This is a genomic window from Jeotgalibacillus proteolyticus, assembly GCF_050107735.1.
GTDB lineage: Bacteria > Bacillota > Bacilli > Bacillales > Jeotgalibacillaceae > Jeotgalibacillus > Jeotgalibacillus proteolyticus_A.
The window spans coordinates 222831-237281 of sequence record NZ_JBNILO010000002.1 but is presented as its reverse complement, the minus strand read 5'-3'; the positions used below and the strand labels follow the sequence as shown (position 1 = coordinate 237281).

Below are 14451 nucleotides of genomic sequence, written 5' to 3'. Positions count from 1 at the left end.
TTGCATCACCTGCTTCTTTGCTTCATAAACTGAATCATTGAAAGCTCATTCATAAGCTGATTATCCAGTTCACTTTGTTGAGCCATGAAGAGCTGCTGATCTTTGTCTTTTATTTTTTCATATTTACGCACTTCGATGTTTCGATCTGCGACACGCTGCTCGTGCCATTGCATAGTTGATCTGGCTTCCATCACTAGTTTCTGCTGATAATGGATGCTTTTTTCAATATTCGTCAGAAATTGCTGGCCGTGCCGTAATGACTGAACAGCGATGCCATTTTGAATTTTCTCTGTTTGATCTTCTATCATTCTTTCTTTCTTTTTTAATAAAAGATAGAGCTGCTGAGCAATTCCCTCAAAGGACTCAACCGATTCCCTGTACCGGTCTTCCGCTTCCTTCTTTTCTCTCTCTCTAACTGTCAGAACCCGGTCGAAGCGAAATTGATGCACCATTTATTCCCACTCACCTTTATCAGAAAGATTAACCAGTTGTTTTACGCTCGTGTTGAATTCAACTTTTTCATCATATGCCTGCTTTAAGAGTTTTTTTATGGCAGGAATGGCTTTAATGGCATCGTCTATTTCTTTTGACGATCCTTTTTTGTATGCACCAATATTGATTAAATCTTCCGCTTCCTCATAAGTACTCATCAAATGCCTTACTTGTTCAGCTGCACGCAAATGAGGTTTGTCTGCCAGATGATTCATCAGCCTGCTGACACTTTTTAATATATTAATAGCTGGATATTGACCCCGGTTTGCTATTGCCCGGTCAAGAACAATATGACCATCTAAAATTCCTCTGACCGTGTCAGAAATTGGTTCATTCAAATCATCCCCATCCACCAGTACGGTGTAAAAAGCAGTGATACTCCCTGATTCATTCGTACCCGTACGTTCCAGGAGCTTTGGCAGCAAGCCAAATACTGAAGGCGTATATCCTTTGGTTGCCGGAGGTTCCCCAATTGCAAGGCCGATCTCTCTCTGAGCCATAGCGACTCTTGTAACAGAGTCCATCATCAGCATGACATTTAAGCCTTTATCCCTGAAAAACTCTGCAATGGCTGTAGCTGTAAAGGCTCCCTTTATTCTCATTAAAGCGGGCTGATCACTAGTGGCTGCGACGATGATGCTTTTTCTAGCTCCCTCCGGTCCGAGGTCCCGTTCAATAAACTCTCTTACTTCACGTCCCCGTTCACCAATTAACGCAATGACATTAATATCAGCTTCTGTGTTCCTCGCTACCATTCCAAGCAGTGTGCTTTTTCCCACGCCGCTGCCTGCAAAGATACCGATTCTCTGTCCTTTCCCAACTGTGAGCATGCCGTCGATGGCTCTCACTCCAACCTGCATTACTTCATCGATTGGAGGTCTTGTTAAAGGGTTAGGAGGGTCTTGTTCTGTTGTGACGGTCTTCATTCCATAGGGCAGCTGACTATGATCAATAGGATCACCCATCGGATCAATTACCTTCCCTATCAGAGCATCTCCAACTTTAATTTCAAGAGGCCGTCCTGTTGCCTCTACTATGCTGCCGGGTGCGATGTCATGCACATGCGTAAATGGCATCAGCACGACAATCCCTTCCCTGAATCCCACTACTTCAGCTTTTATTTTGATTTTCTTTCTTTTACTGCTCGATTGCACGTGGATGTAGCATACCTCTCCAATGGAGCTCTCGGGCCCTTGTGATTCAATCATTAAACCGATCACCTGTTTTACTTTTCCGTAATGACGTAAAGTTGGAATAGTGGCTACGTGCTGAATCAGATCTGCAGCTTTCATAGCTCATCCTCACTAAGCAGCTGGGATAACTTAAGCTTTAATTGAGTCAGCTGAGAATCAATACTCAAATCAATTCTGCCCTGGCTTGTTTCAATAAAGCACTGATTTGGTTCAAGCTCATCTTCAGGATAGATGGATAGTTGAACGTCAATGGGAAATATAGCAATTAATTCGTCTCGATTTTTGTGAAGCAGAGCATATTGAGGTACAGCCGTATAAATTTTCACTTCTTTCATTTCCCTGACTTCTTTTATAGCTTTTTTAACAATCGGGAGAAATCGTTCTGGATCATGCTCAAGCGTCTGTGCTAAAATTTTCTCGGCAGTTTGAATGGACAATTGCAATATAATTTGTTCATTTCGTTCTGCCTGCTCATAAAGTGCTTCTTTTGCTGATGAGACGATTTTCTTTGCTTCTTCAAGCGAATGAAAAAGGTCTGTATACCCTTTTTCCCGGCCTTCTTCATAGCCTTGTCCAAAAGCTTTCTCATAAGCTTCCTGCTGAATGGATCTTTTTTCTTCTTCCCAGTTGTTTTTTTCATCCATAACATTCAGGAGAATTGAATCGGCTTTCTGCTTTGCATCGCTTTTAAGGTCAAATGCATATTGCTTTGCTTTTTCTACAATTCTTACCGATTCCAAATGAGCTTGCTCGACCGTCCAGGTAAGTGTATTCTGCTGGTCCGGGTTGCCTTGAATGACTGGTCTGAAAGGGATGGCCTTGGCGTTATCGGAAACTGAATGGACAATTTCTGACTTGATCACTCTAGACAATAACGTCATCTCCTCCGCCGCGGGCTACAATGATTTCTCCTGCTTCCTCAAGACGTCTTATAATCGCAACAATTCTTGATTGAGCTTCTTCTACATCACGAAGTCTGACAGGCCCCATGAATTCCATTTCTTCTTTGAAGTTTTCAGCCATCCGCTGTGACATGTTTTTAAACAATACTTCTTTAACCTCATCTGTTGAAACTTTCATGGAAAGTAAAAGGTCCTCATTTTCGCAATCCCGAATGACCCTCTGAATGGAACGGTTATCAAGCGTAACAATGTCTTCGAAAACAAACATTCGTTTTTTGATTTCTTCTGCCAGTTCAGGGTCCTGGATCTCAAGAGAATCCAGGATGGTCTTTTCAGTTGCTCGGTCAACGCCATTAAGCACTTCTACCACAGACTCTATTCCACCGGTTTCTGAGTGGTCCTGCTGAACGGTTGAAGAAAGCTTTCTTTCAAGCACTGACTCAATTTCACTAATTATTTCCGGACTCGTGCTGTCCATCACAGCTATTCTTTTTGCAATATCAGCCTGGACATCCTGAGGCAGAGCTGAAAGGATCTGCCCCGCCTGCTGAGGGTTTAGATAAGACAGGATCAGCGCTATCGTCTGAGGATGTTCGTTTTGAATAAAATTGAATATCTGCATAGGATCTGCTCTTTTAGCAAAATCGAATGGCCTCACCTGAAGAGAAGATGTCAAACGGTTTATGACCGCGTTTGCCTGATCTGGTCCCAATGCTTTTTCCAAGATTGTTTTGGCATAGCCTATTCCGCCTTGCGAAATATAATCCTGAGCTAATGCGATATTATGGAATTCTTCAAGCACCTCGTCCTTTGCTTCAGATTCCACTTTTTTTACGCCGGAGATTTCCAGTGTCAGCCTTTCAATTTCTTCCTCATTTAAATGTTTATAAACAGATGATGCGACATCAGGTCCCAAAGAAATAAGCAAGATCGCAGCCTTCTGTTTTCCTGATAATCCTTTTTCTTTTCTGGCCATTACGGCTCACTCCTAATCCTCAGCGATCCAGGACCTTAACAGTTTTGCAAAGTCTTCTGGCTTTTCCCGCGCCATTTTTTCTAGTTGCTTACGACGGAGCGTTCCTTCTGTTTCTTTTTCATTATTCACATCAGGCACGTCCAGTTTCTCTTTTTGTTCAATTATGATTTCCTCTTCAGCTTCTTCGGCTGCTGCCGATTTTCTTCTGGCTCTTACCATCGCGATAATCAGAATTCCTATAATCAACATCAGCAAACCGGCAACAAGATACCCCCACCATGGGATGACCGGAGTTTGAACCGGCTCTTCAGCTGTCATTATGCCGTTAAAGGGCTGTACCGAAACCAGTACTTTCTCTGCAATATCCGCATCTGTAAGGTCCGCTGAGAATTCATTATCAATAGAGGTTCTTATAATGGTCTCAAGCATCGTCTCAATGTCGTCTACCCGATCCTGAGGCAGCGAGGCAGGATCATCCGGATCCGGCGGTTCTACCATAACCTGAAAGCCGATGTCTCTGACTTTATAAGGGCTTTCCACAATATTTCGGCGAATGCGGTTCACTTCGTTATTAATAGTTTCTTCTACTCTTTCAAAGTCCCCGTTGCCGTTCGCTCCTTCTACAAATCCGGTTAGATTATCACCCGGATCTCCTCCTTCTGTAACTCCGCCCGCTTCATCGGCAGTACCTTCAAAGGTTTCTGAAATTCTTTGTGCGCTGATTTCGATTCCTTCCATATTTTCTTCATCAACCGGCGTTACCAAATTTTCTTCCCGGTTTTCCTGATCAAAATCAATATCAGTAGAAATGGAAACCACCACTTTGTTCTGGCCCATTAATGTACCGAGCATCATTTGAACCTGACGCTGCAAATCGCGTTCAATCGTCTGTTTAATTGACATCTGATCCGACACATTGACGCCAGCAAAAGAGGATTCTGAATTTTTTTGGTCATAGTACTCAAAAAACTGGTTCATGATGACGATATTCTCAGTAGGAAGACTCGGAACACTTTTTGATACAAGAAGGTACAGTGAATTAATTTGCCCGTCATCAAATTGATAGCCAGGTTTAGTGTTCAGTACAATTGATGCTGATGCCGTCTCAGCTGTATCATCCAAAAAGACACCTTTTTCAGGCATCGTGATCATTACCTGAGCGTTTTGAACACCTTCAATTCCCTTCATTAATTCAGCAAGCTCCGTTTGCATTGCATCAAGCTTCAATACATTAAATTCGTTATCCGTCATGCCGAATCCGGCGTTTTCACTAAAAAATGAATAATCGATGTTTCCGCTTTGAGGGATCCCCTCAGCAGCGAGTTCCACCATTAAGGTTTCCACCTGTTCTTCCGGCACTAAGATTGCCGTACCGCCTTCGGTAATTTCAGATGGAATCCCTCTTCCATCCAAATTTTCCTTAATCATGCCGGTTTCTGATGGTGTCAGGTTACTGTATAAGGGTACGAGAACATTTCGTGCAGATAGTAATGAAAAAATAAGGATGACGATAATTAAAATGGCAGCGACCACAGCTCCTATAATTAACTGTTTTTTAGGCCGCTCAGCAAAAAATGCTTTCGTTTTCATTGTCAGTTGTTGAAATGATTCGTTCATCACAATCCTCCGGTCTTTCGGTTAAATGCAAAGCCATAAGAATTGAGGCACTCCTAAACAGGCATTCTCATAATTTCTTGATAAGCTTCAACCGCTTTGTTTCGAACTTGCATTGTTAGTGATAATGAAATGGATGCTTTTTGAGAAGCAATCATCACATCATGCAATTCGACATTCTCTCCTTTAATTAATTTATTTGTCATATCATCACTGTTAACTTGCGCATTGTTTACTTCATTAATGGAATCTTTCAGCATACCCGCAAAGTTTTGCTGGGCATCATAGGGTGAGATTCTTTGTGTGGTCCTTGGCTGGGCAACCGGAGAAATGGTCTCCATCCCTGCTGGAGAAATTGATTGAAGAGGCAATTTATTCATCCTTTCTTATGATTTGCCTATTTGCAAGGCTCTCATCATCATTGCTTTATTGGCATTAAACACCGTGACATTTCCTTCATACGAGCGTGTAGCTGACATCAAATCAACCGTTTCACGAAGCGGATCCACATTCGCCATTTCCACATACCCTTCTTCATCTGCGTCAGGGTGTTCAGGGTCATACATCAGCTCTCCCTGAGAATTATCTTCTCTTATAGCTGATACAGTTACACCATTGCCTGGGCCGTTTTCGGACCCCATAGCCTTGGAAAGATGGGAAGAAAATCCTCCGCTCTTTGGTTCGAGCATTACCGTCTTTCTTTTATACGGCTGCCACTCCCCATTTTCAAAAGTTGCCCGCGTTGTATCCACATTTGCCATATTGGATGAAATAACATCCATTCTCAGCCGTTGTGCTGTCAGTGCTGAAGATGTGATATTCATAGATTGAAACATAGATTACTGGCCTCCTCTGATTACGGTATTCAGGCTTCCAAATTTCCCGCTGATTCTCTCAATCAACGCATCATGATAAATTTGGTTTGTTGCAAGGTCTGCCATTTCTTTGTCCATGTCGACACCGTTCCCGTTTTGTCTATACGAGTAATTCCTTGATTGAATGTTTACAGATCCTTCCGACGGCTTAAGGTCGAAGTGACGGGGATCAGCTGATTTACTTTTCGAAGATGACAAATTTATTTCATTTTGTAACATCGCTTTAAAATTCACGTCTTTAGACTTATAACCAGGAGTATCAACATTCGCGACATTTTCTGCAATGACTTTCTGCTTAACAGATGAATAAGCTAGTCCATGTTCTAATTGGTTTATTGTTCCTGAAAATAAACTCAAGTTTCACCCTCATTTCCTATTATGACAAAGATCGACGGAATCTCTTACAACATAATTAAACACTTATACATCATTTTACTGATTAGTGATCTGTCCGTCTATAGAATATCGGAAAGTAATCGTAGTCTAAAAGAACCAAATTATAAAAAAGTTACTTTTAGACTAGTTTATATTTTATATCATTGATTTATCAAAAATTCATCGAAATATTACTTTAATCATATTAATCTTTGTTATTTTCGACATGTTTTCGTAATTTTTTTGCCAGAAATAACCGTACCACACGTCTCCCGGGGATTCCATATTCTTTAATGAATCTTCACAAACTTATTACAATCATCTTTCCCTAGTTTTAAAGGATGGTTTCAAGTTAATGAAAAACCATCTATACGTTTACTTTGAATTAATGCTCGACAGCAATACTCTGTTGAAACATAGCGGATGATGAAGATACGAATTAGAATTATAAAAACAGAAGCTTGAATTTTAAAGCTAAGCAGATGAGTTAGTATGTTGCATTAGCATCAGATGATCGGAAGTTGGGGATATGTGATGTTTTGCAGGAGGGGGCTGTGGGAGTCATCAAGCTTTCGTCTCTCTGCGAAAGTATCCTCTTCTGAAGTTTCATAGGCTCAAAAAAAAACTTAGCTGCATAGCAGCTAAGTTCATCAGAATTTATTAGTTATTTTTAATGTTATCAAGCTCAAGCAGGAATTTATCGTTAAGAACTTTAATGTACGTTCCTTTCATTCCTAGAGACCGTGATTCAATTACACCGGCACTTTCCAGCTTGCGCAGTGCATTAACAATGACGGATCTTGTTATTCCGACACGATCCGCTATTTTAGAAGCGACCAATAGGCCTTCATTACCATCAAGTTCTTCAAAAATATGCTCAATTGCTTCGAGCTCACTGTAAGACAATGAACTGATTGCCATTTGAACAACTGCCTTACTCCGTGCTTCAACTTCAATTTCGTCTGCTTTTTCACGAAGAATTTCCATACCAACTACAGTTGCACCATATTCACCCAAAATTAAATCATCGTCTTCAAACGCCTGTTCTACACGCGCGAGAATTAAAGTACCCAGTCTTTCTCCTCCTCCTATAAAAGGAACGATCGTTGTCAAACCGTTTTGAAAGAGATCTTTGTTTTCAACTGGAAACGCCGTATATTCACTGTTTACATCCAGATTTGGGGATGTTTCTGTTATATTAAATAAATTTTTTGTATATTCCTCCGGAAACTGACGGTCCTCAAGCATTTGTTTCATACGTTCATTTTCTATTTGCTGATTTACCGCAAATCCGAGCAATTTGCCTTTTCTGCTTAAGATAAAAACATTTGCTTCAATTACGTCTGATAGTGTTTCTGCCATCTCTTTAAAGTTAACAGGTTTACCTGCCGATTTTTGGAGCATAGCATTAATCTGTCGTGTTTTGCCTAGTAAGTTCATTTGTATCAATTCCTCCTGTATTCTAATAAATCAAATAATTATTCTCATCTTTCCCTAATAGGATTAATTCAAACCCTATAAAATAAACTGGCTCAGGTCTTTATCCTTTGCGATCGTATCAAGTTTATCATCGACATAACCAGGAGTAATTGTAACAGTACCAATAGAAATATCAGATGCTTCAAAAGATAAATCTTCAAGAAGCTTTTCCATTATGGTATGAAGACGTCTGGCGCCTATATTATCTGTATCCTGGTTAACCTGATAAGCGATCTCCGCCAATCTGACTGTTGCTTCATGTGTGAATTCAACCTCTATGCCTTCAGTTGCGAGCAATGCAACGTATTGTTTAATTAGAGCATGATCAGGTTCTACAAGAATCCGGACAAAGTCTTCTACTGTAAGCTTTTGCAGCTCCACCCGAATTGGAAAGCGTCCCTGCAGTTCAGGAATCAGATCAGAAGGCTTTGCCGTATGGAACGCGCCTGCCGCAATAAATAATACGTGGTCTGTTTTCACTGGACCGTATTTTGTGTTGACTGTGGACCCTTCGACTATCGGAAGAATATCTCTCTGTACTCCTTCTCTCGATACATCTGCAGAGCTTGTACCAGATGATTTAGATGCAATCTTATCAATTTCATCCACAAAAATAATCCCCATTTGCTCAGCCCGATACAATGCATCCTGGGTAACTTCATCCATATCAATTAATTTTGCCGCTTCATCGTGCGTCAGAACTTTTCTGGCTTCTTTTACTTTTAATTTTCGCTTTTTCTTTTTCTTAGGCATTAAATTGCTTAGAGCATCCTGCATATTCATTCCCATTTGCTCCATGCCTGATCCTTGAAGCATATCAAACATTGAAGACATTTGCTGTTCATCCACTTCAATGGTGACTGTTTCTTCTTCAAGTTCCCCCGCCTTTAATCGACGCGCTATTTCTTTTCGGCGGTCTTTTATAGTTGATTCCTCTTCTTTTTGTTCATCAGCTGATTCGTTAGCCCCATCCCCATTTCCACCAAACATCATTTCAAATGGGTTTTTAAAGGATTGTGACTTTTTAGCAGATGGTACAAGCAATTTTACTAAACGCTGATTTGCCTGCTCTTCCGCTTTGCCCTGAACAGAAACGATTTTTTCTTCTTTTACAATCCGTACGGAGGTTTCCATAAGATCCCGAACCATCGATTCTACATCTCGGCCGACATATCCTACTTCTGTAAACTTAGTCGCTTCAATTTTTATAAAAGGCGCACCGACCAGCTTTGCAATCCGTCTTGCGATTTCCGTTTTCCCTACGCCAGTCGGACCCATCATCAGGATGTTTTTAGGGATAATCTCATCACGCAGTGAATCGTCAAGCAGATTTCTTCGGTATCTGTTTCTTAAGGCTACTGCCACAGCACGCTTTGCATCTTTTTGCCCTACAATATACTGGTCAAGTCGTTCCACTATTTGTTTTGGAGTCAATTCATTTTTTTTTGTCATCTTATCGCTCCTTTACAATTCTTCAACAACAATATTTGTATTTGTATACACGCAAATATCCGCTGCAACGTGCAGGGCAGCATCGGCTATTTCCTTAGCAGTCAGATGGTCGCCGGCGTGGAGCTTTAGCGCTCTTCCTGCCGATAGAGCATAATTGCCTCCGGAGCCAATCGCAAGAACGCCATCATCAGGTTCAATCACTTCTCCTGTACCTGATACCAGCAAAAGCCCTTGTTGATCCATTACAATCAGCATTGCTTCTAATCTTCTGAGAACTTTATCGCTTCTCCATTGCTTGGCAACTTCCACCGCTGCTCTTTGGAGGTTCCCATTGTATTCCTGCAGCTTTCCTTCAAACATCTCAAACAATGTAAATGCATCTGCTACTGAACCTGCAAATCCGGCAATCACCTGGCCGTTAAATAGCTTTCTTACTTTTCTTGCAGTGTGTTTCATCACTACTGCATTTCCAAAAGTCACCTGACCATCACCTGCCATTGCAGACTGTCCCTTATGCTGAACAGCAAAAATCGTTGTCGCATGAAATTGGTCCATTATCGTCGGCCTCCTAATCATCGCTTATATGTAATCAAGCCCGTGGATGAAATGATTGATACGTTTTTCTTAAGTGTTCTTTTGTAACATGAGTATAAAGCTGGGTTGATGAAAGATGGGCATGCCCCAAAAGTTCCTGAACTGTTCTGAGATCTGCACCGTTATTCAGTAAATGAGTTGCAAAGGTATGCCTCAGCATATGCGGATGAATAGACGCTGTGAGCGTCGTTTTATTCATTAGCGCCGTGAGAACATAGCGTATCCCCCTGGATGTTAAAGGAGCTCCCCGATGATTAATGAACAGGGAGGCAGATGTGCTATTGTTTACTAATTTAGATCTGCCTTCTTCAAGATAGCGTTTAATTGCACTTCCCGCAAAATCACCAAAAGGCACATAGCGTTCTTTTCTTCCCTTCCCTTTAACAAGAAGGGTGCCCATCGTTAAATCCAAATCCTGCAGCAGAATGGATGTGCATTCACTTACCCGTATCCCTGTAGCATACAGCAGTTCAAGAATCGCTTTGTTTCTTAAATCCAGCGGCTTATCCCCGTCACAGGCTGAAAAAAGCTGCTCCATTTCATTTTCATAAAAAAAATGAGGCAGCCTCCCCTCTTTTTTAGGGTGCAGTACATAGGACATTGGGTTAATTTTCTGTTTTTCTTCGCGTTGAAGATAAGAGAAAAAGCTGCGCAGACTTGAAATTTTTCTGGAAACAGACGCTCTTGAGTACTTTTCCTTGTGAAGCTGCATCAAAAAAAGCTTGGAATGAATCTCATCTACTTCTTCCAGTGCATCTACACCTTCTTTTACAAGAAAGAGAAAGAAGCTGTCTAAATCGTGAATATAGTGTTCAATTGTTAGAGAAGAATAATTTTTTTCAGTTTGTAAATACTGAATAAATTGCTGTTTGGGTTCTAAAAATGCAGTATTCAATTAGATCACCTCGCAAAAGCCTCTAAATTCTAACACGAATCAGAGGCAGTAGCAATAAATTTTACACTTTTTTCACAAAGTTCTGAATTGTTTCCAATGCTCGTTCAGCATGCTTCTCAGCACGTTCTTTCTTGCCTTTTACCTTTTCTTCCAAATCAGGAAACAGTCCGAAATTTGCATTCATCGGCTGAAAATTTTTCGTATTCGCCTGAGTGATGTAGCGCGCCATGCTTCCCATTGCTGTCTGAGCCGGAAACAACACCGGTTCTTCCCCCAGTGCAAGCTTAGCTGCGTTAATGCCTGCGATTAAACCGCTGGCAGCCGATTCAACATATCCTTCCACACCGGTCATCTGGCCTGCAAAAAACAAATCTTTGCGTTCTTTAAACTGATAAGTGGACTCAAGAACCTTTGGAGAATTTATAAATGTATTGCGATGCATAACTCCATACCTTACAATTTCTGCATTTTCCAGACCCGGAATAAGTCGAATTACTTCTTTTTGAGGACCCCATTTCAAATGTGTCTGAAAACCAACAATATTGTATAAAGTGCCTGCTGCATCATCCTGCCTTAATTGAACGACTGCATATGGTCTTTTTCCTGTTTTTGGATCCTCCAGGCCGACAGGTTTCATTGGCCCGAATAATAACGTTTTCCGGCCTCTTTCCGCCATCACTTCCACCGGCATGCACCCTTCAAAATAAATTTCTTTTTCAAACTCTTTAAGCGGCACTACTTCGGCTGCGATCAGTGCATCGTAGAACGTATTAAATTCCTCTTCTGTCATCGGGCAGTTTAAGTAAGCTGCCTCACCTTTATCATATCTGGATTTTAAATATACCTTGTCCATATCAATACTGTCTTTTTCAAGGATAGGAGCTGCTGCATCGTAAAAATACAGATATTCTTCTCCTGTCAGTGCCTTTAGTTGGCCTGCGAGACCTTCAGTTGTAAGTGGACCTGTTGCAATGATAGTGATTCCTTGTGGTATCTCTGTTATTTCCTCTGAAAAGACCTTAACATTTGGATGCTCTTTTACTTTTGATGTAACATGGCTGGCGAATTCGTGCCGGTCTACAGCGAGAGCTCCGCCTGCAGGAACTGCACATGCATCAGCTGATCCGATTATAACGGAATTGAAAGCTCGCATTTCTTCTTTCAATACCCCTACCGCGTTTGTCAGATTGTTGGCTCTTAAAGAGTTGCTGCATACAAGTTCAGCAAATTTATCTGTATGGTGAGCCGCGGTTTGTCTGACAGGCCTCATCTCATACAAATTCACCTGAATACCGCGCTCTGCGATCTGCCAGGCTGCTTCACTACCTGCAAGTCCTGCGCCTACTACGTTTACTGCTGTTGGTGCTGTCATTTACTAAGTCCTCCCTATTGGTTATCCTGTTATCGTTATTCTACCATAAGAATGAAACAAGAGCCTGACAGCCGAAGCCGTCAAGACCCTTTTCCTTATTGCTGGTGTTCTTCCTTGTAATCGCAATTTGAACACTGTATTTGATTGCCTTTTTTAAGTTTTTTCTCAATCAGCATTTCATTGCATTTTGGACAGGACCGGTCGATCGGCTTATCCCACGATAAAAATTCACAGGATGGATAACGGTCGCAGCCATAAAATATTCTTTTCTTCTTACTTTTCCGCTCTATAACATTGCCTTCTTTACAGAGTGGACATTTAACACCGATCTCTTTAACGATCGGTTTTGTGTTGCGGCAATCCGGGAAATTGCTGCAAGCCATGAATTTTCCGTAACGTCCCATTTTGATAACCATAGGGTTATTGCATTCTTCACAATCTTCCCCTGCATACTCATCTTTAATTTCAATTTTTTCCATCTCTTTTTCAGCTTTATCAAGATGAACTTCAAAATCCTTGTAAAAATCGTCTATGATTTTTACCCATCGTATCTGTCCGTCTTCCACACTGTCCAGATCTTTTTCCATTTTTGCTGTAAATTCAACATCAATGATTTCAGGGAAAAATTCAACAATTAATTCAAGGACGATTTCTCCAAGCTCCGTCGGAATAAATCGTTTATTATCAAGCGACACGTATCCGCGTTTTTGAATCGTATCTAGAGTCGGGGCATAGGTTGAAGGCCTTCCTATTCCCAGTTCTTCAAGCATTTTAACAAGTCTCGCTTCTGTGTAGCGGGGCGGAGGCTGAGTAAAATGCTGTTTGGGGTCGATGTTTTCAGATTTTGCAGTTTCTCCTTCTTTTAAATCTGGAAGGAAGTTTTCTTTTTCATCGCTTTGGTCGTCATTTCCTTCGATATATACTTTCATAAAACCGGGAAACTTAACTTTTGAGCCGGTTGCGCGAAATTGAACTTCTCCATTCATTAAATCGACGCTCATTGTATCCATTACAGCGGAAGCCATTTGACTTGCGATAAACCGTTCCCAGATAAGTCTGTACAGTCTGTGCTGGTCTCTGCTTAAAAATGGTTTGACAGATAAAGGTGTGCGCATCGCGCTTGTAGGACGGATCGCTTCATGCGCATCCTGTGTTTTACCGGATTTAGCTTTTTCCTTTTGCGGCGACTGCTGCACGAATTTTTCTCCATATTCCGATTGAATGACTTCAATTGCCTCTTTTTTTGCTACATCAGAAATTCGCACGGAATCTGTTCTCATATACGTAATTAAACCGACCGTACCTTCTTTTTTTCCTAATTCTATTCCTTCGTACAGCTGCTGAGCAAGCATCATCGTTTTTCTGGCGCGAAAATTCAACTTTCTGGCTGCTTCCTGCTGCAGTGAAGAAGTAATAAAGGAAGGGGAAGGATTTCGCTTGCGCTCTTTTTTTGTCACGTTAGATATTGAAAAATCCTCTTCTTTTATCTGACCGATAATCTGCTTAACGTCTTCTTCTGTTTCGAGCTTTTTTTTCTTCCCGTTTAATCCATAAAAGCTCGCCTGAAACGTTTCTTTACCTTTTGTAAAGGCAGCATCAATAGTCCAGTATTCTTCCGGCTGGAAATTTTTGATTTCGTTTTCTCTGTCTATAATTAACCGGACTGCAACGGACTGCACTCTCCCTGCACTCAGACCTTTTTTCACCTTTTTCCAAAGAATCGGGCTGATGTTATAACCAACCAGCCGGTCAAGTATACGTCTTGCCTGCTGGGCATCCACGCGGTCCATATCAATTTTTCTCGGATGCTTAAATGATTCTTTAATTGCGTCTTTTGTTATTTCATTGAAGACCACACGGCACTCAGAGTCCAGATCCAGATCAAGACTGTGTGCCAAATGCCAGGCAATTGCTTCACCTTCGCGATCCGGATCGGCTGCGAGATAAACTTTTTTTGCTTTCTTGGCAGCACTTTTCAATTCTTTTAAAACAGGTCCTTTTCCGCGTATCGTTATATATTTGGGTTCAAAGCTGTCTTTAACATCGACGCCCATCTGACTTTTTGGCAGGTCTCTGACATGCCCCATTGATGCGCGCACCTTATATTTTTTTCCTAAATACCGCTCGATTGTTTTTGCTTTAGCGGGTGATTCCACAATTACTAAAAAATCTGCCATTCATAATCCTCCCCAGAGGTTTTCTCTTCGTTATTATTTATGTGTAACTATATGT

Annotated in this window: 14 protein-coding genes; all 14 read right to left on the bottom strand. The window is 41.3% G+C overall.

Annotated elements, in window-relative coordinates; all coding sequences use genetic code 11:
* Positions 1-5: 5 nt before the first annotated feature.
* The gene (gene fliJ, locus ACQCT8_RS03995) at positions 6-452 is read right to left on the bottom strand and encodes a flagellar export protein FliJ (protein ID WP_426868658.1); all 447 of its coding nucleotides are present in this window, start codon (positions 450-452) and stop codon (positions 6-8) included.
* Positions 453-1784 (bottom strand): flagellar protein export ATPase FliI, encoded by a 1332-nt coding sequence (gene fliI, locus ACQCT8_RS03990; RefSeq protein ID WP_426868657.1) that lies wholly within the window; start codon positions 1782-1784, stop codon positions 453-455.
* Positions 1781-2548, bottom strand: a complete 768-nt coding sequence (fliH, locus tag ACQCT8_RS03985; protein ID WP_426869141.1) for a flagellar assembly protein FliH — start codon at positions 2546-2548, stop codon at positions 1781-1783. Before fliH ends, fliI begins: the two co-directional genes overlap by 4 nt.
* 1 nt (position 2549) lies before the next feature.
* Positions 2550-3563: a flagellar motor switch protein FliG gene (fliG, locus tag ACQCT8_RS03980; RefSeq protein WP_426868656.1), complete on the bottom strand. Its 1014-nt coding sequence runs from the start codon at positions 3561-3563 to the stop codon at positions 2550-2552.
* Positions 3564-3575: 12 nt separating this feature from the next.
* Complete coding sequence (gene fliF / locus ACQCT8_RS03975) at positions 3576-5180, bottom strand: flagellar basal-body MS-ring/collar protein FliF (protein ID WP_426868655.1); 1605 nt, start codon at positions 5178-5180, stop codon at positions 3576-3578.
* A gap of 53 nt (positions 5181-5233) precedes the next feature.
* Positions 5234-5518 (bottom strand): flagellar hook-basal body complex protein FliE, encoded by a 285-nt coding sequence (gene fliE / locus ACQCT8_RS03970; protein ID WP_426869140.1) that lies wholly within the window; start codon positions 5516-5518, stop codon positions 5234-5236.
* 45 nt (positions 5519-5563) lie between these two features.
* Positions 5564-6013, bottom strand: a complete 450-nt coding sequence (gene flgC, locus ACQCT8_RS03965) for a flagellar basal body rod protein FlgC (protein WP_426868653.1) — start codon at positions 6011-6013, stop codon at positions 5564-5566.
* A gap of 3 nt (positions 6014-6016) precedes the next feature.
* Positions 6017-6409: a flagellar basal body rod protein FlgB gene (gene flgB, locus ACQCT8_RS03960; protein ID WP_426868652.1), complete on the bottom strand. Its 393-nt coding sequence runs from the start codon at positions 6407-6409 to the stop codon at positions 6017-6019.
* 678 nt (positions 6410-7087) lie between these two features.
* Positions 7088-7867, bottom strand: a complete 780-nt coding sequence (gene codY / locus ACQCT8_RS03955) for a GTP-sensing pleiotropic transcriptional regulator CodY (protein ID WP_426868651.1) — start codon at positions 7865-7867, stop codon at positions 7088-7090.
* 75 nt (positions 7868-7942) lie between these two features.
* Entirely contained in the window at positions 7943-9358 is a 1416-nt protein-coding gene (gene hslU / locus ACQCT8_RS03950) for an HslU--HslV peptidase ATPase subunit (RefSeq protein ID WP_426868650.1), read from the bottom strand.
* Positions 9359-9370: 12 nt separating this feature from the next.
* A complete protein-coding gene (gene hslV / locus ACQCT8_RS03945) occupies positions 9371-9913 on the bottom strand; it encodes an ATP-dependent protease subunit HslV (RefSeq protein WP_426868648.1) in 543 nt (180 codons plus the stop codon).
* Positions 9914-9947: 34 nt separating this feature from the next.
* Entirely contained in the window at positions 9948-10847 is a 900-nt protein-coding gene (gene xerC / locus ACQCT8_RS03940; RefSeq protein ID WP_426868647.1) for a tyrosine recombinase XerC, read from the bottom strand.
* Between the two features lie 61 nt (positions 10848-10908).
* The gene (gene trmFO / locus ACQCT8_RS03935; RefSeq protein ID WP_426868645.1) at positions 10909-12219 is read right to left on the bottom strand and encodes an FADH(2)-oxidizing methylenetetrahydrofolate--tRNA-(uracil(54)-C(5))-methyltransferase TrmFO; all 1311 of its coding nucleotides are present in this window, start codon (positions 12217-12219) and stop codon (positions 10909-10911) included.
* 95 nt (positions 12220-12314) lie between these two features.
* Entirely contained in the window at positions 12315-14396 is a 2082-nt protein-coding gene (gene topA / locus ACQCT8_RS03930; protein WP_426868643.1) for a type I DNA topoisomerase, read from the bottom strand.
* Between the last annotated feature and the right edge of the window lie 55 nt (positions 14397-14451).

Bases quoted from the DNA above. Each gene is read 5' to 3' on its own strand.
- hslV (WP_426868648.1), bottom strand. From the start codon at position 9,913: ATGGACCAATTTCATGCGACAACGATTTTTGCTGTTCAGCATAAGGGA.
- codY (WP_426868651.1), bottom strand. From the start codon at position 7,867: ATGAACTTACTAGGCAAAACACGACAGATTAATGCTATGCTCCAAAAA.
- hslU (WP_426868650.1), bottom strand. From the start codon at position 9,358: ATGACAAAAAAAAATGAATTGACTCCAAAACAAATAGTGGAACGACTT.
- fliF (WP_426868655.1), bottom strand. From the start codon at position 5,180: ATGAACGAATCATTTCAACAACTGACAATGAAAACGAAAGCATTTTTT.
- fliE (WP_426869140.1), bottom strand. From the start codon at position 5,518: ATGGAGACCATTTCTCCGGTTGCCCAGCCAAGGACCACACAAAGAATC.
- fliI (WP_426868657.1), bottom strand. From the start codon at position 1,784: ATGAAAGCTGCAGATCTGATTCAGCACGTAGCCACTATTCCAACTTTA.
- flgC (WP_426868653.1), bottom strand. From the start codon at position 6,013: ATGTTTCAATCTATGAATATCACATCTTCAGCACTGACAGCACAACGG.
- fliJ (WP_426868658.1), bottom strand. From the start codon at position 452: ATGGTGCATCAATTTCGCTTCGACCGGGTTCTGACAGTTAGAGAGAGA.
- topA (WP_426868643.1), bottom strand. From the start codon at position 14,396: ATGGCAGATTTTTTAGTAATTGTGGAATCACCCGCTAAAGCAAAAACA.
- fliG (WP_426868656.1), bottom strand. From the start codon at position 3,563: ATGGCCAGAAAAGAAAAAGGATTATCAGGAAAACAGAAGGCTGCGATC.
- trmFO (WP_426868645.1), bottom strand. From the start codon at position 12,219: ATGACAGCACCAACAGCAGTAAACGTAGTAGGCGCAGGACTTGCAGGT.